Origin of the sequence: Vibrio sp. SG41-7, from assembly GCF_014164465.1 — a bacterium.
GTDB lineage: Bacteria > Pseudomonadota > Gammaproteobacteria > Enterobacterales > Vibrionaceae > Vibrio > Vibrio splendidus.
Genome location: NZ_JACJFF010000025.1, coordinates 35,733 through 54,527 on the forward strand (window position 1 = coordinate 35,733; position 18,795 = coordinate 54,527).

Genomic DNA, 18,795 nt, shown 5'->3' on the forward strand with positions numbered 1-18,795 from the left:
ATCCGAAACTGTGTTTGCGAAAACAAGTACGCGAGACTGTCTACCCGAAACTCTATTTACGAGAGCAAGCCTGCGAAAACAAGTCTGCAAAAAAAAGCACACCAGACTCGCTAGGCGTTTTGAGCCGCTAGGTGCATCTTCTTCGCGTGACGAATTTTCTTCTCTTCCGCAACCGCAACGAATAGCAATAACACGATACAAATGGCAGCTGACGTATCGAGTGCTGCGAATGTCCCTTTCCAACCCGTTAAGCCAAAAATTGGCGTTCCATCCGCAATCATACCTAGGCCAAGTTTGGCAAAGCTGTCACCAATTAGGTAAGCAAATGTGCCTTTCACGCCGTCAGCAACACTGATTGCTTTCTTAGGTACAAAACCTACCGCAGCAACACCAATCAACAGTTGAGGACCGAACACTAGGAAGCCCAGTACGAATAGTGACGCTAGGTACATGAACTCACTCGTTGCATTTTGGTAGAACTCTAGAGAGACAATAATCAATCCAAGCGATACACAAGCAACTAAAGCACGACGTCCGTTCGCAAGGTCTGATAAATAACCCCACATCAATGTGCCAACCAGAGCACCGACTTCAAACAGAGTAAAGCCTGAAATAGCCGTTTCTTTTGATAGGCCTAGCTCTTGATACGCGTAAACGGTAGACCATTGATCGATACCGATACGAACAATGTATAAAAAGATATTCGCGAAGCAGAGCAACCAGATCACTTTGTTTTTAAGAATGTACTCAACAAAGATCTCTTTTTTGGTCATTTGATTCTCTTCAGCAGCTGTATCTTCTTCGCTGATTTCTTCATCAAACAACTCTTCAACTGTACCTAAGCCGTATGCTTCTGGAGAGTCGTTACCAAAGCGCATACCAATGAAACCAACTACAATCGCGATGATAGATGGGAAAACAAACATACCAATTACGTTGCCATCAAATAAGTAGTTTGCGCCAAACAGAGCAACACCAGCAGCACCCGCACCACCCACATTGTGCGACATATTCCAAAGACCTAAATATGAACCACGCTTATTGCGAGGCGTCCATTTAGTGATCGTTGAATAACTTGAAGGGCCACCCGTACTTTGGAAGAAACCACTCAATGCGTAGAAGGCAACCATCATGAATAAGCTAGCGCTGCCGCCACCCATACTGAAGCTGAAGCCCAACATGGCAATACCAGAAAGGACAAGCATGAATGGCAGGAACTGCTTGGTGTTTTTACCATCGGCGTAATAGGAAACGACGGTTTTACCAATACCATAAGTAATTGAGAAACCAAGACCGATAAGACCTAGATCGGTCATTGATAACCCATAAGTAGAAATCATGTCGTTTTGCGCGACATTGAAGTTCTTACGGATTAAATACATGGTTAGATAACCAATGAACACGACTAGGTACGATTGCAGGAATGGTTTAAACCACATTTTTCTTCTAGTTTCGACCGGAAGATCCAGTGTCGGTTTTCGAACCTGATCTAGGAACTTTAACATTGTGAACTCTCTTATTATTTATGAGGTCTGCACGGCATAATTGCGACCATGCATTCTTTGTTAGTTGACCGTGAAATAATAAGGAGTCTAAAAATCGACCGCATGAGAGAGGGTCTTAGAATAACTAGGAAAAATTCCTAGTTCAGAATTGGGAGTCAAGAAAGCGTGAACAGCATCACTTTGTTTACGGTCTGTTATGTATTGATATTACGATAACAAAAGTAACTCATTTCAAGGCTGATGAACTTTGTAAACGAACAGACACAAGTGAAACACTTCGCCTAAAAAAAGCGCCAGTGTCGATTCATCACCATCAAACTCCATGACATGATCAATACTGGCTCAACATTCATTCCTATTAAAATAGATTCGATAGGCTTGTTACGTTTTGCGCGAATCGTACTACAGTCGTTTACCGCTGCCGTCTTCCCACATCACTTCGCATTCATCTTTGATAGCTGCTTTCAATAGTTCGACTAGCGGAAAAGCTCGGCTACCGATATTAACAGGCGCTTCAACAACCTCTTCTTCATTGTCGTCATCCGCATTTTCTTGCTCTACCGGTTTGCTCTGCTCAGCGGCGATCGCAGCACGTAAGTTGTTTAGTGCTTGAGGGACCGCTGAAGCATCAATGGCTCCTGGGATCGCGCCACTATGTCCAAGCATCTTAATGAACTGAAGACCTACCTCACCAAACATAGTGACGCTAGCATGAGCCTTGCAACTAAAGGTAATTAACATAATGAGCCTCTATCAAATTTAGGTATATATAAACATTTAGCTATCTACAAGCATTTAGCTATATACAAACTATGTTGAGTAAATCATTGGAAAGCAAGTAGATAATAACTAAATCGCTTTTGCCAAATCGAACCTTGATTATCCTAACTATCGGACAAGCTTGCACCGTCAGTGATACACATCACTATTTATTATCGGTTGATTACTTTTAATATAAAACCTTGATAACAATCACACTAAATAGCCCTCTAAACCTCTGCGTAGCTTATTATTTAATCTACTATTAACTCCATTATCAAAATCTTTGGCACAAATCACATGAAAAGGCTGGTCGGCAGACACCTAGAAGAAATGGCGGACATACGATCCACCCGCAAGCAAAAAATTGTCCACTCCTTTTCACTGACTGCCGCTGCGTTATTCATTTTCTACACTTGGGCTTACTTCCAAGGCCAACATTACACACTGTCGGTTTTCGAATTGTGTTTTGCACTGATCGCTATCTCCAATGCATTTTACGTAAGAAAAGTCATTAACCCTGAATATTCAGAATTGATTCTGAGTGGCGTTCTTCTGGTACAAGGGGTTATCCTATTCTTGTACAGTCACGCCATTCCCGACCGGATACTTTGGCTCTACCCTATTCTGGCAGCCGTCATTTTCATTAACGATTTCAGAATTGGCATTATCTTTAGCACCTCATTTTGTTTGTTTATCAGCACCTTAATTACGGCGATGCCCAACAATTTTTCTTTGCCATTTAACAGCACACACAGATTTATTCTTAGCCTGTTTACTATGAGTTTGGTGTGTCACACATCCGCTTATTACTACACAAAAGCCGTCAGTTATATCCAACGCCTTTATAAAGAAGGCATTGAAGATCTCGCCTACAGAGACCAACTTACCGGATTGGCAAACCGTTGGAGCTTTGAGCGCTGGGCGGTAGAAAAGCTTGCGACAGTGGATAGTGAGCGATCACTTACGGCATTGGTCTTTTTAGATATTGATGACTTTAAAGGCATTAACGACAGCTACGGGCACGACGTAGGAGACAGTGTCTTACAGCACTTTGCCAATCGCTTGAGTAACAACATTCGAACCAGAGACAGAAAAAGCCATGAATACGACTATTCGATTGCGCGCTTTGCTGGCGACGAGTTTGTTTTGATGCTCTACGATGTACCAACTCGTAAAGATCTAGACGGTATTTTAGATAGGATTTGTGGGTTATTCGAAAGTGGCTGCCAGACAAACGAGAGAATCAAGGAATTGACGCTCAGTGTTGGGGTGTCTTTGTATCCGTAAGATGCTCAAGAGCTACATGAACTGACGAGATGTGCTGATAAAGCGATGTATGTCGCTAAGCATTCAGGAAAAAACCGATACGCTTATTATCACGACAATCCAGTATCGACATTGATCGAAGAACTACCGACGAACCTAACCTTCTCAGAATCGGATTCATCTGAGCTTGAAGATTGTCTTGAAGCAAAAGTCGAAGGGAACAATGTTACGCTGTTAAAAACGCGTCAACGTTAACCATTAATATCGCTGACTGCTAAACGCACTAACCTGCCATATACATAAGCCATAGGCTCACTAACCCGATCACAATCATCCATATGACTTGTCGTGTTCGGTTTGGGTTATTGCCTCTAGGTCTCACTACCGTTTTAAAAGCAGCTTGCTTAGCCGACTGAATAAACGGTGCTTCAATCGCACGTTTTTTTACGCGACGTTTAACCGCGCTGTTCGCAACCTCGGTAAAACGCTGCCCTTGCTCCGTTGTAAAGTCGTTATCAAAGCCCATCCGACCTTGCCTTTCGCCATGTTTTTGCTGTACTGCCATAGCGGCCTCCTTGGCGGTCTACTCTATATTGAGTATAGACATAATTTCATATTGTTACCTGTTCAAAATTTTCGAATAAGTCACTCAACGCTATGCCATCTTCTTTTTAAATCGAATTACATAAACTACAGCTATTCAAGTTTATGAGGATTTCAAAATGACGAGTGTAAGAACAGTAGATCATGTGATTGCAGCACATGCCACCTCCGATGGTGATGGCGTCAAAATCCAAAGACTCGCTGGCTTCAATAACACGCGTTTCTCTCCATTTTTGATGATTGATGAACTTAAGTCGGATGAAAGCAAAGACTATGTTGGTGGCTTTCCTCCGCACCCTCACCGTGGGATAGAAACGCTCACTTACATGCTCCAAGGTCACTTTCAACACAAAGACCACATGGGGAATGTTGGAGAGCTACGCAGCGGTGGCGCACAGTGGATGGCCGCAGGTCGTGGTGTTATTCACAGCGAAATGCCAATGATGGAAGAAGGCGCACTGCATGGCTTTCAGATTTGGATAAATCAGCCTGCGTCACACAAAATGCTGCCCGCGCAATATCACGACTTCCAGAGTGAAAGCATTACAGAACACCAAAGCGAACAACGTGGTTTATTGAGAGTGATAGCCGGTGGGTTTGAACTGCATAACCAAACTAACGATGATTCAGAGGCTTTACGATCGCAAGGTCCATTGCAAAAGACAGGTGTGCCATTAAGCGTTGCGGATTGGCGCTCTCATTCTGGGCAAAAAGTGACGTTAGGGACTAATGTTAATCACAATGCCATGACTTATGTGTACCGAGGCAGCATTAAGATCGGCGACAAAGTGATCAAGCAAGGTCAGCTTGCCCTGCTCACCAAAGCTGACTGGCTTTCTTTAGACAGCTTAGAAGATTCAGGTGTACTGGTTTTTTCTGGTGAACCGATTAATGAACCTGTTGTGCACTATGGTCCGTTCGTCATGAATTCAATGGAAGAGATTGAACAAACGATTCAGGATTACAACAACGGCGTATTTGAGACTTACTGATTTACCAATGTCTGTTTTTGAGCTTTGAATTTTGAATCGAGAATTGAAGATTGAAGATTGAAGATTGAAGAGATTTTGCAACGAACAACGATTTGGTCATCCATTTGATGACTGCAAAAACAAGTGACACTATCCACTGCCGGTTACTATCACTTATTTAACCACGCTCCTAGAGCGTGGTTTTTTTCTATTAAATCAGAGACCAACGGTGCCCTAATTAAACGAATTTAGAGCGAGTTACAGATATTCACACAGGTAAGCTGTCGCTTCTTTTACCTGTAGGTCGAATGAAGAATCACCCGCAACGTCAAAGGACTCACCAGATTGGTATGTCGTCCAGTCATCATCACCAACACGCTTTACAATTAAAGCACCTTTAACAACGGTCATCTTTTCTGGAGCCGCAGTACCGAATGTGTATTCGCCAGCTGCCATCACACCAACACTCACATCAGCGCCTGCTTGGTTAAACGCTAACGACTTAACGCCACCTTCAAAGTATGTGTTTTCTTTAATCATTGTACTTCCTTGTTATCTCAAAATTGCAATTATTGGACTCAACGAATGAGCCTATGCGTAAATCTAGGTGATAATTGTTTTAACCAATTCGAGACTGTCCTACAAGAAATAAATACGCATAGCTTAGGCATTTCTTGAATTCGCTTTCATTGATAACGTAAATACCAAGGAATCAGGCAAAAAATCGCCAACGCAACCAAATTTATTGGAACATTCGATCCTGCTTCTAACTCTTATAACAATTTTTGCAAACTAAGGTTTTAGTTAATAGAATCTAAAATAATATCAGTGGGAAAATGAAGAAATAATGGCAAAAAAGTCGGTCAAAAGCAGAGATTTATTTGCCAACTCGTTACTCTACAGCTTCCTATTAGCTGGTTTTATGATTGCCCTCACCGCGGGCTATTTTGCTTACCAAGCCCACCAACAATCTGTCAGCCCAAGCAATGTCTATGGCACATGGATAGAGATTGCAGCACCACCTTACAATACTGATACCCTGACACTTTCAGATAATGGTGTGATGATGAATCATCGCCTCATTGCTACCTCGTTTGATTTTGATGGCAAGATTGTCACGATTAGCACAGGCTCTGGAACCACCGTTTACACCATCAGTGGTACTTACGATTCTCCTCGCTTGAAGCGACTAGAGCCAAGCGTACCATCTCAGCAATTTATTAAAGAAGGCTACGAGGATACTGCAGCTGGTGATACCCACAGTGTTATGCAACAAAGACGCGCTTCCTTAGCCGAGCAATTCAAAAGATAATCCCCTTCTCAGTCTTCTTCAGTCGTCTAAATAATAGTCTTCTCCGTAAAAAGTATTCTCCGCATCACTACTTTCATATTTACCTACCGATCTGCACCGCTCACCCAGCACACTTCGCTTTGTGATACTGCTTCAACTTGCGATATTTTCTTATCGTTTGTCGCATCTTTGCATAACTTCATGTCGTGGATTTTCACTTATGAGATTTTACTTCTGAAGGGTGTTTTATTTTATAAAACATGGACTCAGCCTCTCACTCATTAAGCAACAGAATTGTAACGAAATACTATTTTTTAGTTGTCCATCGAAAACGGATTTATTTTCAGTTATAAAATTAAAACTCTCTCGAATACTGACTGGGAAGCTCCTTCAAAACTGACTGGAGCCGTTTATGGGGCCATTTGGTTCTCGTAACCTTCAAGGAATGAGAGAAATAGTATGATTCGTATAAATACCTGTGCGGCAAGCATTGCTCTAGCGCTATCTGGTACAGCATTAGCTGCTCCAACAGCACCTAGCATCGACATGTACGGTTCCAACAACCTGCAGTTTTCTAAAATTGAACTCGCGATGGAAACCACATCAGGCTACAACCAGATGGTTAAATATCACGACAAAGCAAAGGTCGACGTCAAGTTCAACCAATGGAGCGGAACGTCAGGAAACACGTACAACATCTACTTCGATGGCGTTAAAGTTGCCACTGGCCCTATTACTGGTAGCCAAACTACAGCTTCATTCGAATACGGCCAAGGCGGCTTATTTCAGATGGAAATCGAGGCGTGTGACGAAACAGGCTGCGCCAAGAGTGCTCCCGCTCAGATCACGATTGCAGATACTGATGGTTCACACTTAGCGCCACTTGCAATGAATGTTGATCCGAACAATAAGTCATACAACACCGACCCAAACACGGTAGTAGGCACTTACTTTGTTGAGTGGGGTATTTATGGTCGTGATTACACGGTTGATAACCTACCCGCTGACAACTTGACCCATATCCTTTATGGCTTCATCCCAATTTGTGGTCCTAATGAATCAGTAAAATCGGTAGGCGGCAACAGCTACAACGCACTCATGACAGCCTGTCAGGGTGTAAACGATTACGAAGTGGTGATTCATGACCCTTGGGCAGCTTTCCAAAAGAGTTTCCCGCAAGCTGGTCACGAATACAGCTCACCTATCAAGGGTAACTACGCAATGATGATGGCGCTAAAACAGCGCAATCCAGACTTGAAAATCATCCCATCAATTGGTGGTTGGACACTGTCTGACCCGTTCTTCGATTTCACTACAAAAGCGAACCGCGACACGTTCGTTGCATCGGTTAAGAAGTTCCTAAATACATGGAAATTCTACGATGGTGTCGATATCGATTGGGAATTCCCAGGTGGAGGCGGTGCTGCTCCCGATCTTGGTGACCCTGTAAATGACGGCCCTGCTTACATTGCATTGATGGCAGAGCTGCGCGTTATGTTAGATGAGCTAGAAGCTGAGAACGGCCGTACTTACGAGCTCACATCAGCGATCGGTGTTGGTCACGATAAAATTGAAGACGTGAACTACGGCGATGCTATCCAATACATGGATTACATCTTCGCAATGACTTACGACTTCTACGGCGGTTGGAACAACGTGTTAGGTCACCAAACAGCACTAAACTGCGGTAACTTCATGCGCCCTGGTCAATGTGATGGCACAGGGCTTGATGAAAATGGCGAACAATACACTGGCCCAGCTTACACCACTGACAACGGCATCCAGTTGCTGCTTGAGCAAGGCGTTCCTGCGAACAAACTTGTGGTTGGTACAGCGATGTACGGTCGTGGTTGGGAAGGCGTATTACCTTCATCACTCACCGATCCTACAGACCCAATGACGGGTGTAGGTAATGGCAAACTAACCGGCAGCTCTGCGCAAGGCGTATGGGAAGATGGCGTTATTGACTACAAAGGCATTAAAGCGAACATGCTTGGTGCAAACAACCAAGGCATCAACGGCTTTGAATATGGTTACGACGAAATGGCAGAAGCGCCTTACGTTTGGAACCGTACTTCGGGCAAGCTAATCACATTTGATGATGACCGTTCAGTGAAAGCAAAAGGCGCGTACGTTCGTAGCCTTGGCCTTGCGGGTCTATTCTCTTGGGAAATTGATGCAGATAACGGCGACATCCTCAACGCAATGCATGAAGGCCTAGCGGGCGGAACAACAGATCCTGTAAACCGTAAACCAACCGCAGCAGCGGGCGCAGACCAATCGGTTGAAGGCCCAGCTTCTGTTTCTCTAGACGGTAGCGCTTCAAAAGACAGCGACGGCACGATTGCGAGCTACGCTTGGTCACAAGTAAGCGGTACGGCAGTAACGCTGGCCAACTCGAATGCAGCAGTTGCAAGCTTCGATGTGGTTGAAGTCGCTCAACAAGAAGTACTAGCGTTCAGCCTAACGGTAACTGATAATGAAGGTGCTACTGCAACTGACACCGTTGTTGTAACAGTAACCCCTAAGGACACAGGTCCAGTCAATACAGCACCAGTTGCGATTGTTTCAGCTCCAGCTGAAGTTAATGCGGGTGACGTAGTCGTGGTTGATGCTTCGGCTTCGAGCGATGCTGACCAAGACACATTAACCTTCACATGGGATGTACCTGCTGGTATTGATGCAACGGTTCAAGGTTCTTCAGTGAGCTTTGTCGCGGCGGAATACACGCAAGACACGGTACTGAACTTCTCAGTAACAGTGAGTGATGGTACAGATACATCAGTCGCTACTGCATCAGTGAACGTTCTTAAGAAAACCACAGGCGGCGGTACGTGTACTAACGCTTGGGATTCAAGTGCGGTCTACACTGGCGGCGACCAAGTAACTCAAGGCGGTAAGGTTTGGGAAGCGAAATGGTGGACAACAGGTGAAGATCCAACAACGACAGGCCAGTGGGGCGTGTGGAAAGAGATCGGTCCTGCAAGCTGCTAACTAAAAATAGTGCTTAGTTAGATACTGACTAAGCATCAACTAAATCCCTAAAACAAAGGCCAACCAGATACTGTCTGGTTGGCCTTTTTATTTATGTTTTCTGAGCTTTGAGCTTACGATCTTTTTACTGGCGTCCTACTGACTTGCGCTCGTTAGACTTAGCCAATCAAGTTATCAAAGCTCTCGAACACTTGTGGGCACTTCATTACTCGCCCGTGACCCTGCCCTTGAGTCGCAATCAAGGTAACGCGACCCATTTCATTAGCAGCACGCTGAGACACATCAAACTTAGTAAACTTGTCTTGCTCGTCATGAACAATGATCGTCTGAGACTCACGAAGCGCTAGCTTTCCATAGGGATCAACAGACTGAATTGGGTAGTTAAACTGCTCTTCCACTTCACCCACGACCGCCTCAAACAACTTCATTGAGTAACCAGAACGCGCAACGCTACCAAATAGGTTTTCTAGATAATCCAACACAGGTGCAATGAGCAACAAAGGTTTGTTTTCTAGTTTAACGTGCTTACACTCCAACGCAGAAGCGGTACCCATACTGTGACCGACCAAACCTGCCACTTCCCCCACCGAATCTAGAACAGCTTCCAAACCATTCACAAACGCTGGGATATGACCATGTACGCCATCACTGCCACCATGAGCAGGATGATCGTAAGCCAAGGCCGTAAAACCATTAGCAGCAATATGCTCCATCAGAGGGAAAAACTGACTCGCGGTGCCAGACCAACCATGGGTCAGCACCCAAACGGGGCCCGTACCCAGAGAGTATGTCTTCAATACACCGTCACGACCTTTGATTTCACTTTTAATCAAACCTTTTGGATCGGCATTCTTTTGCTCGGTACGCATCGGAGTGAGCAGCAGTTTACGTGCCGTTTTCTTTGCGTGGCTCGGCGCTAAAATGTAGTGCAGATTGGTTGTAGCGCCAATCAAGCTACGCTTGAAACTGAATTTGTTCGATGTATTGAAATAGATTTTGTCACTCATGACCGTTCCTTGTATCGCCATCATTATTGGCGGATCGAGCTCGGCCCTAAAAATCGAACGACCGTGCTATTTGTTGATATAAAAAATGGCGCTACTGCGATTTATCATCGCTTACCACCACTTCTCTAAAATTTTGTTGTAAACCTTACCTCAGCAAGACTCACATGATTTGCGAGTTAACCTGCTGTATGTATTAAACCGCTTTCCAGCTAGCGACCAAGCGCTCAACACCACTCCAAAAATGAGTATGGCTCGCTTGCTGCCCTCGCAATGAGTAAAACAAGTTCGCACTTAAATACAGACCATATAACTCAAAAGTTGCCTGCTTAGGGTCTAAATCAGCCCTGAACTGTTTGCTCTCAACCGCTTTTGCTACCTGAATCGTCAAGTAGTCAATCCACACTGAAATGGTTTTCTGCAGTACCTTCTGAATCACAGAGGTTTCGCTGCCTGCATCTTTCCAAGCGTCAATAAACATGCAGCTGCCTTGGAACGAATGGTTCCAGCCCAGCCAGTTATCGAGCAGTTGTTTCAGCTTGGCTTCAATATCACCGTCGCCCAACTCTCTCGCCGGAATGATGACTCTTTCAGTGAATATGGCGTTGGAATATTCGAGTACAGAGAGTTGCAGGTTCTCTTTAGAGTTGAAATGCGCAAACAATCCACTCTTAGACATACCACACTGCTTGGCTAATTCGCCAATCGTCAAACTCTCAAGACCATTCTCACTCGCAAGTGCAAATGCATGGCTCAAAATATACTCTTTAGTTATCTTTCCTTTGCTCATTATTCACCAATAATAAATCTGATTCTTTATTTTTAGCACGTTCGTACTTTTTTTCAAGTTTTTTAATTAACCCTTGGTATTCATTTTGTATTATCAAAGAATTGTGGAAAAATGCGACAGTATTCAAAGGAAATTGAAATCGACTAACAAAGGAAAAACAATGAACACACTTTGGGAACAGTTTGCGTTTTCGGCGTCAGTAACAGGCCCTATCTGTTTAATGCTGTTTCTCGGTGTGATGCTCAAGCGAATCGGCTTAATCAATGACAATTTCATTGATGTCGCATCTAAGGTCGTATTTCAAGTCACTCTACCCGCGATGCTATTTCTAAGCATTGTTCAATCGAATCACAACTTTTCAGCCAGTAGCGCGTTAGTGGCGTTTGGCGTCATCGCAAATTTTATCTTTTTCTTGTTCACGATTTTCTCAACCAAGTTGGTATTCAAAGGTTCGAAAGATCAAGGTGTGATTGTCCAAGGTGGATTCCGCGCTAATACCGCGATCATCGGCCTCGCCTATGTGGCTAATATCTATGGCAACCAAGGTGTGGCATTGGCGGCTATCTATGTCGCATCCCTAACCGTGCTGTATAACATTCAAGCTGTGATTGCACTGACACCCAAAGGCAAAGACACCGGCGCTAAAGCCATTAAAGTAATCGTCAAGTCCATCACCAAAAACCCGTTGATCATCGCTATTTTCTTAGCGGTCGTCTTCTATGCGCTTTCAATTCCTATTCCAAAAATGGTGGCTGACGCTGGGCAATACTTTGCCAATATGACATTACCTTTAGCCCTGCTCTGTACTGGCGGGTCGCTGGATATTAGCTCGCTCAAACAAGAAAAGTTGTCGACGTGGTTCGCCTCTAGCTACAAGTTAATTGCCTCACCGTTACTGATTACATTGGCTGCTGGGTACTTAGGGTTTGAAGGGCTCGATCTCGGGCTTATCTTCTTGATGAGTGCTGCACCAACGGCAGCGGCAAGCTATGTTATGGCTCGTGCAATGGGAGGAAATTCAACCCTGGCGGCTAACATCATCGCGCTCACGACCGTTGTTTCTCTTATCACTTGCACACTAGGTATTTTTGCACTCACCGCAATGGGTTTAATATAGCTGCGACAGGCTTCAAAAAACCGACACAAGCCCTGAAATAAAGGTCATAAGCCTTGATTTAGGACTAACTGATTGGGCATAAAGGCTGCTAGATTTCGTAAAAATTTTACTAAGAGATCTGATATGTCTTCCGTTCAACATACGCCTTCACAACACATCGCCAGTATCGAGTTAGGCCGAGTGATTGCTATCTTGGCGATCATTGGTTTACACGGCCAAATGGCACTCACTTATTGGCAAATAGATGAAGTGCCTTGGATCGGTTATGTGCTCAACCAAGCCGCTCGTTTTGCGGTACCTCTGTTCTTCCTGATTTCTGGTTACCTTATTCAGCCCAAGTTGGCTGCATTGCCATGGGAAACCGTCCTGAACTACTCTAAACCACTGCTTAAGGTTTGGTTGGCATGGAGCATCATTTGCTTAGTGATGCCATTCAATCTCGCGAAGGTAGAAGAGTTTGGCTATCTAGGTGAACGTGAAGGCTATTGGGGTTTCTTAATGAGCACTCCTCTTAACTCATTCTTAGAGGGAGGTCTGGTGCATCTGTGGTTCATTCCTGCCCTTGTTTGCGCAGTGTTGATCATCGCTTTATTGATTGAATTGAAACTCAACAAACTGCTATTACCGATCGCGATTGCACTCTATGGCTATGGTGTTTTGGCAGGAAGCTACGCAACGCTGACCGGATTAGAAGCACCCTTCTTCACGCGAAATGGCCCGTTCTTTGGCACGTTAATGGTGACCTTAGGTTTCCTTATTCGTCAGAATCAATGGAAGGTGTCATCAACTAAAGCGTTGGTATTATTAGCGTTAGGCATGTTGATTCACTTTGCTGAAGCGGCATGGCTCACCACGTTCGACGTCGGATTCAACACGAATGATTTCTTGTTTGGCACGGCGCTATGGGGGATGGGCGTGTTTATGTGGCTTTTGGCTAATCCAAACATGGGTAACTACGCTTGGGTTCGTGCCATTTCAAATCGCATGCTGGGTATCTACGTTTGCCATCTGCTGATCATTATCGTGTTGTTCAATGTCTGTGGAGTCTTAGGCATTACGGAATTGGCAAAAGACGTTACGGTATTTTTTGGCACCGTATTGTTGAGCTTCGGGTTGGTTGTTGGGATCGAGAAAACGCCACTGCGACGCGTGCTACTTCGCTAGGGCGTGTTTATGCCTAAAACTATCCGCTAAATCAGTTTTATAGAGCCACAAAAAATAAAGGCAAGATAACGGATTATCTTGCCTTTATTTCATCATGTCAGTAACGAGACTGTATCACTCGTTGAAGTGTTATCGGAACGCCATTGCGCCCTTGCCAACACCTTCATAAGCGACGATTTGTAGTGATTGGCTCTCTGTTAGGCTAGGCTCAACTTGATCCGCAATATAGCCTGCCAGTAATTCCACCGTGGTATCCGTCGGCAAGATTTCTGTTTCACTCTTAGCAATCGCTAGCTCAAATTCGCCTTGAGGTGCGGTGTAGCGAAAGCCATAGTGACTTTCATCATTAACACTTTTCGCGTGTTCACTCAGGTTAAGTGATGAAACTGAAACTTGGTCTTCTTTAGAGCCTAAATAGATGTCTTCCCAACGCTGAGCAAATGCTTGTTCGCGTTGCTCGTCACGCTGACCATCAACCAAGATTTCGACTGGAGAACGGTGGCCATGTGCGATGCGTTGGCAGTTGCCATCATGCTTTTTTAAACCATGGGTGTAGTGGTAAAACGCGCCATTAATGTTCTCATGACGTAGGGTGATCTCTAACCCTGTGACGTTACTTGGAAGGTTATCACGCAGAATATGATAAACATGAGCGGTCACACTCTCGATGGTGATCGCTTCTGCATCAATCAGGCAATATGCTTCATCAGGGCAATGTAGATGAAGACTCTTGTCACCACGCAACACATCAACCTTAGAGTAGCCCGCTTTGCTCGCTTGAAGAACAACTGCAGCGCTTTGCATTGGCAGTAGCAAACGGTGATCAACGTGCTCATCAACGAGGTGTTTGATCTGCTTTTTGACCTTGCTAAAATCCAGCACCATGCTCATTTCATTAAGTTCACCAGACATGGTGACATCTAAAATCCAACTATCTCCTACGACCCCTCTGTGTTCACAGATGTATGAAGAATCGATAACGGTAAGGTCTCTTACAAATAGGTTCAAGTTGAACTCCTTAATACTTTAATGAGATACGGGAGGCTGAATAATGTCCAGCAGGCACTTCGTCTCATTGGTGTCTAGATAAAATAGGACGAGCAGGATGTTACGACAAGCTTAAAAAGTCCACCTTTTTAGACCCTCTTTTGAGAAAAGAACAAACTCTGCACAATTTCCGCTAAAACATAGACCAGCCCGATGCGAATAGCCATATATTGGGTAAGGTTGCCGAGCGTTTCACGATACATTTTGCTTTAGCCAAAGGCGCGGTGACACCCCAGCAACATGCTGAAAAGCGCGTGAAAATCCCGAATAGCTGCTGTAACCCACTTCATCAGCGACCCAGTTGATGGGCTTATTTTGCAATAACAGGGATTGAGCCACTGAAACTCGCCACTTTTGCACATAATCTCCGGGCGTCTCACCGACTTCTCGTTTGAACGCTTCAATAAACTGAGTTCGAGACATCGCGGCCAGTGACGCCATCTCCGCAATCGAAAAATGGCGAGCAGGCAATAGGTGAACGGCCGTAACCACCGAAGCCAATCGTGGATGAGCTAGGGCTGAGAACACCCCTTGATCAATTTGCTGCTGTTCAATGAGGTGACGAAAAATCAAAGCCATCAAGGCATCACTTAACTTATCCATTAGATATTGTTGCCCCGATGATTGTTGTCCTGAAGATGCTTGCCCCGACTCTCGAAATAGCACCTCTATCACTGGCATTAAGTTAGGTGCATCCGCAAACGGAATCACTATCACGTCAGGCAGAGCAGACAATAAAGGATTCATCTGCCCTGAGCGATATTCGACATTCGCGCACACGACCTCAGCACCGCCTCCCACACCTTCAATCACATGTGGTGTGCTATTCGGCAGATAAACAATGCAGGGCTGTGACAGTTGCCTGTACTCAGTGTGCGCACTAGACAAGGTCAACTCACCCGCGCTCAATACATGAAGATGCCCTTCTTTACCCTGTTGCGGCTTAAATGACGACACTCCGCATAAATTGCCAGAATAGAAAACACCGGTACGTATCGAGAAGTGTTCCATTAGTTGTGAAAGCAGATCCATGCATCCTCCGAACGATTCGCTTACTTTTAAGTTCTTTTGTCCCTCTATAGACCGGACAAGTGGGCTAAATTATTTCAAACAAGATAACCAACACTGACAAGGAACTTGATATGTCACACATGAAATCGACCAGTCAAAAAATCACTCTATTGGCTGCGTTACTAGGAACCAGCTTTTCACTGATGGCAGCAGACATCGACATGAGCGTTGATAGCAATGACATCGCGATCAAAGGCTATGACCCAGTGGCTTACTTTACTGATGCTGGAGCCGTTCAAGGTTCATCAGAATTCACTGCTACTTATAAGAACGCTATTTATCAGTTCGCAAACAGTGACAACCGAGATCAGTTCCGCACCAATCCTGAAGCTTATGCGCCTCAATACGGTGGCTATTGTGCCTTTGGTGTGGCTATGGGTAAGAAATTTGAGACCGACCCTAACGCATGGAAAGTCGAAGATGGAAAGCTGTATCTGAACTTAGACAAATCAGTACAAAAACGATGGTTGGAAGATACGCAAGAGTTCATCCAAGACGCCAACAGCAACTGGACGACGATCAAAACCGTAGAAGCCTATAAGCTTTAGTCTATAAGCTTTAACCTACAAGTTTTAGCCTAGTAACTTTAACCTTTATCCATTGCCCATTAATAAAAACGGAAGCGACCGAACGCTTCCGTTTTCATTTCGACGTTCCAAATCTTAATAAGCCTCCAGCTATTGGTATCACCACAATAAATGGCGATGCGTTGCTCAAATCAGGAAAACCCGTCAGCCTTTAGCGCGAATCAAGCCCATTTCTATTCTATACTCCTAGAAGATAAGCTTTTCTTTTTATGGAAGAATAATGATATTACCTAGGATTTTTGCACTTGGGCTCTGCGCCTTATCAACACTGACTTATGCAGCTCCATGGCAGTTCGTCAAAAGTGAAGACGGCATCATCATTGATAAGAGACCTCACAGTGAAGGCTTAGTAGAGATACGAGCACAAATGCAAACGCCCACCACTTACTCCGGTTTTTTACTGTTATTGGAAGACAGCGAGAACGTGCCAAACTGGATAGACAATGTGTCGCAAAGCCGTGTCTTGATGCAGATATCTGAGGCAGAAAACATCGTCTATACCCAATTCAAAGCGCCTTGGCCTGCCAGAGATCGAGATATGGTGACCTACTCAAAGTACAGCATCGAGGATGGGCAGTTTGTCTTGTCGATAAAGGATGCGTCTAATTATTTGGCAAAAGAGTCGGGGTACATTCGAATTTATGATGTGGACGCACTTTGGACGCTGCAACCGCTCACCAACGGCAATACCTACATTACCTACACCGCATATGCGAACGCAGGGGGTATTTTGCCCAATTGGTTGATGAATAAGTTATCGATAGGCAGTGCGCTGAGCACGTTTAAGGGGCTGAAAGAACAGCTACCAAAATACCAAGGCCAGCAGCACCCCAACCTGCCAAGTGAGTCTCGTTAGCGGTACAAGTAAATAGGTCAATAAGGTTAAAGACTAAGGTATTCTTGCTAGGTCGCGAGCTAAGATAAGCGCTAAACCAAACACCTGAAGAAACAGGGCGATGTTCTTATAGAAAGCCATTTTCTCATCAAGCCTTTGGATCAACTCAACCAAAGTTAGATTATCCAAATAGTAGTCATCAATTCGTGATCGTTGCGATTCTTGGGCATTGTTTATCAGCATCATAAGCTTAGGTAAATTAGCCAACGAGATGGCCGGCACCTCGTCACTCACCCAACTCCGAAGTTGTCCGCGAAGCGCTTCATCAAGAACAGTGGCAGGTTGAGCGATTTCTGGGGATAGCTTATCAAGGTGAATCAGAATCGCTTCACGCTTACGCTCTAAGGTTTCGATCGTATTCCAGGACAGTTGTATAGAATACACATTGCCGTATTTACGATCGTTGTATTCCGATTTCGCCGCTTCAATTTTGTCCAACACCAAGCTCGACATGACAATCGCCATGATGTTGAGTATTAGCCCTGCAAGGACAATCGCCCAAGCAGGAGGAAGGCGCAATGCCATAATGCTCCCTAGAACATTTTATCAAAAGGTAGGTAAGCTAAGTTTAGGACAATCAAGGAGATCATGCAGATAAGCGTTAACACCATCCCCACTTTGCGGCCTTTAAAGTTTTTCGCCAAGATCCCTTTTGCATGAATCACTCGCCCCAGAATGAACGCGACACCAATGACATGAATCAGCCAAACACCAGCCCCATTCATCTCTAACAACCCCATCAAAATCACTGTGATTGGGATGTAGTCCATCGCGTTACTTTGTGCCGAACGTGCTATCTGTAACGACTCAACACCGCCATCAGCATGAGCAACAAGATTAATTCGCCTCTGTTTAATCACCTCAATCGCCAACCAAATCATTACGACTGTCAGCAGAGCTGCGTAAAGTGCTGTTACCATCATATTTCCCTATTGTTTTGTCTTAACTCAGTGTTCTTTTCTATCTTTTCGACATTAACCGCCAAGATAAAATGATAATCACGCCCGAGCACTTGTAAGAGATCTCTCACACCGAACGTAAGAGATCACAATCAAGCTTCGCAGAAAATTCCTAAAATACAAACCCAACCCCTTGTTTTGTATGAATCCACGCATATTTCTTTCGGCTAGTGAGTACATTTATTTCTTGAGGTGGATTGTGAGTAAAGCCTCTGCAGTGTTTAATACACATGTCGACAGGGAGTTGGCAGGAACAGGAAAAAGCCTAACGGATTAGGTATCTTCAGGATGAAGATTTGATGGCTTAGGATGAGTTATCAGCAAGGAAGTTTTGCTCTAGGATAGAGTCGCTTGTCAGGATGATGAGTTAGCAAGGACACCGCTAGGAAGGCGATGAATTGGATAGGTTAAAGGATTTAGCCACGTCAAGGAACGATGCAGGGAGCACCAGTTACCTATTGAAAGATAAGTAACGCGCAGTAGCAGGATGGCTACGAAAAGAATAGACCCCGTTTGGTGAAAGCCAAACGGGGTTTCCTTTTTTTGTAACGTCTAAAAGCTGTTAGCAGCTAACCGTTAATAGCAGCTAACCGTTAAAAGTCACGTTACAAAATAATGTTCATCAAGAACATTGCACCAAAGGCAGGCTTTGTTGCGTAATTAAATTTAGAGATAGAGCCACCCCGTTTCGCGTATTTCTTAGTCAATACGACAAGTTTCAGGCATACCTAACCCAGTAAGCTTGTTCAACGCTTTTATCATCGCGTAA

The 18,795-nt window shown here is 44.5% G+C and carries 17 protein-coding genes and 1 pseudogene; 8 read left to right on the forward strand and 10 right to left on the reverse strand.

The genetic code is table 11. The features are described from left to right. Positions 1 to 110: 110 nt before the first annotated feature. Positions 111 to 1,505: a hexose-6-phosphate:phosphate antiporter gene (gene uhpT / locus H5300_RS09260; RefSeq protein WP_065111768.1), complete on the reverse strand. Its 1,395-nt coding sequence runs from the start codon at positions 1,503 to 1,505 to the stop codon at positions 111 to 113. Positions 1,506 to 1,907: 402 nt separating this feature from the next. Then, positions 1,908 to 2,246 (reverse strand): DUF1840 domain-containing protein, encoded by a 339-nt coding sequence (locus tag H5300_RS09265; RefSeq protein WP_017077035.1) that lies wholly within the window; start codon positions 2,244 to 2,246, stop codon positions 1,908 to 1,910. Between the two features lie 351 nt (positions 2,247 to 2,597). Here H5300_RS09265 and H5300_RS09270 point away from each other — a divergent pair. Continuing rightward, positions 2,598 to 3,788, forward strand: a pseudogene (locus tag H5300_RS09270) (GGDEF domain-containing protein). A gap of 28 nt (positions 3,789 to 3,816) precedes the next feature. Here the strand turns inward: H5300_RS09270 and H5300_RS09275 are convergent. After that, positions 3,817 to 4,098, reverse strand: coding sequence for a hypothetical protein (locus tag H5300_RS09275; RefSeq protein ID WP_004732756.1), 282 nt, complete (start codon positions 4,096 to 4,098; stop codon positions 3,817 to 3,819). A gap of 157 nt (positions 4,099 to 4,255) precedes the next feature. On the opposite strand from H5300_RS09275, the gene H5300_RS09280 reads away from it, so the two are divergent. Continuing rightward, the gene (locus H5300_RS09280) at positions 4,256 to 5,128 is read left to right on the forward strand and encodes a pirin family protein (protein WP_102567555.1); all 873 of its coding nucleotides are present in this window, start codon (positions 4,256 to 4,258) and stop codon (positions 5,126 to 5,128) included. Positions 5,129 to 5,365: 237 nt separating this feature from the next. Here the strand turns inward: H5300_RS09280 and H5300_RS09285 are convergent, their stop codons facing one another. Further along, positions 5,366 to 5,647, reverse strand: coding sequence for a pyrimidine/purine nucleoside phosphorylase (locus H5300_RS09285; RefSeq protein ID WP_017089998.1), 282 nt, complete (start codon positions 5,645 to 5,647; stop codon positions 5,366 to 5,368). Positions 5,648 to 5,954: 307 nt separating this feature from the next. Between H5300_RS09285 and H5300_RS09290 the strand changes: the two genes are divergently transcribed. Together H5300_RS09290 and H5300_RS09295 are read left to right on the forward strand one after the other, a co-directional pair. Beyond that, positions 5,955 to 6,419: a DUF2850 domain-containing protein gene (locus H5300_RS09290; protein WP_017092427.1), complete on the forward strand. Its 465-nt coding sequence runs from the start codon at positions 5,955 to 5,957 to the stop codon at positions 6,417 to 6,419. A 438-nt stretch (positions 6,420 to 6,857) separates the two neighbouring features. Continuing rightward, positions 6,858 to 9,392 (forward strand): glycosyl hydrolase family 18 protein, encoded by a 2,535-nt coding sequence (locus tag H5300_RS09295; RefSeq protein WP_182795829.1) that lies wholly within the window; start codon positions 6,858 to 6,860, stop codon positions 9,390 to 9,392. 158 nt (positions 9,393 to 9,550) lie between these two features. Here H5300_RS09295 and H5300_RS09300 read toward each other — a convergent pair whose 3' ends face one another. Together H5300_RS09300 and H5300_RS09305 are read right to left on the reverse strand one after the other, a co-directional pair. After that, a complete protein-coding gene (locus H5300_RS09300; RefSeq protein ID WP_017067239.1) occupies positions 9,551 to 10,399 on the reverse strand; it encodes an alpha/beta hydrolase in 849 nt (282 codons plus the stop codon). Between the two features lie 193 nt (positions 10,400 to 10,592). Further along, entirely contained in the window at positions 10,593 to 11,186 is a 594-nt protein-coding gene (locus tag H5300_RS09305; RefSeq protein ID WP_182795830.1) for a TetR/AcrR family transcriptional regulator, read from the reverse strand. Positions 11,187 to 11,346: 160 nt separating this feature from the next. Here H5300_RS09305 and H5300_RS09310 point away from each other — a divergent pair, with 160 nt between their 5' ends. Then, entirely contained in the window at positions 11,347 to 12,303 is a 957-nt protein-coding gene (locus H5300_RS09310; protein WP_017065068.1) for an AEC family transporter, read from the forward strand. A gap of 123 nt (positions 12,304 to 12,426) precedes the next feature. Continuing rightward, a complete protein-coding gene (locus H5300_RS09315; RefSeq protein ID WP_102445611.1) occupies positions 12,427 to 13,467 on the forward strand; it encodes an acyltransferase in 1,041 nt (346 codons plus the stop codon). A gap of 129 nt (positions 13,468 to 13,596) precedes the next feature. Here H5300_RS09315 and H5300_RS09320 read toward each other — a convergent pair whose 3' ends face one another. After that, positions 13,597 to 14,475, reverse strand: coding sequence for a 6-carboxytetrahydropterin synthase (locus H5300_RS09320; protein ID WP_102445610.1), 879 nt, complete (start codon positions 14,473 to 14,475; stop codon positions 13,597 to 13,599). Positions 14,476 to 14,706: 231 nt separating this feature from the next. Continuing rightward, positions 14,707 to 15,546, reverse strand: a complete 840-nt coding sequence (locus H5300_RS09325; RefSeq protein WP_102445609.1) for an AraC family transcriptional regulator — start codon at positions 15,544 to 15,546, stop codon at positions 14,707 to 14,709. A 110-nt stretch (positions 15,547 to 15,656) separates the two neighbouring features. On the opposite strand from H5300_RS09325, the gene H5300_RS09330 reads away from it, so the two are divergent. Then, positions 15,657 to 16,133, forward strand: a complete 477-nt coding sequence (locus H5300_RS09330; RefSeq protein ID WP_017077045.1) for a YHS domain-containing (seleno)protein — start codon at positions 15,657 to 15,659, stop codon at positions 16,131 to 16,133. 259 nt (positions 16,134 to 16,392) lie between these two features. Beyond that, entirely contained in the window at positions 16,393 to 17,028 is a 636-nt protein-coding gene (locus H5300_RS09335) for an START domain-containing protein (protein ID WP_017081298.1), read from the forward strand. Positions 17,029 to 17,061: 33 nt separating this feature from the next. On the opposite strand, the gene H5300_RS09340 is transcribed toward H5300_RS09335, so the two are convergent. Together H5300_RS09340 and H5300_RS09345 are read right to left on the reverse strand one after the other, a co-directional pair. Continuing rightward, on the reverse strand, positions 17,062 to 17,592 hold the full coding sequence (locus tag H5300_RS09340; RefSeq protein ID WP_182795831.1) for a DNA mismatch repair protein: 531 nt from the start codon (positions 17,590 to 17,592) through the stop codon (positions 17,062 to 17,064). A gap of 8 nt (positions 17,593 to 17,600) precedes the next feature. Continuing rightward, entirely contained in the window at positions 17,601 to 17,987 is a 387-nt protein-coding gene (locus H5300_RS09345; protein ID WP_004732742.1) for an MAPEG family protein, read from the reverse strand. Positions 17,988 to 18,795 lie beyond the last annotated feature (808 nt).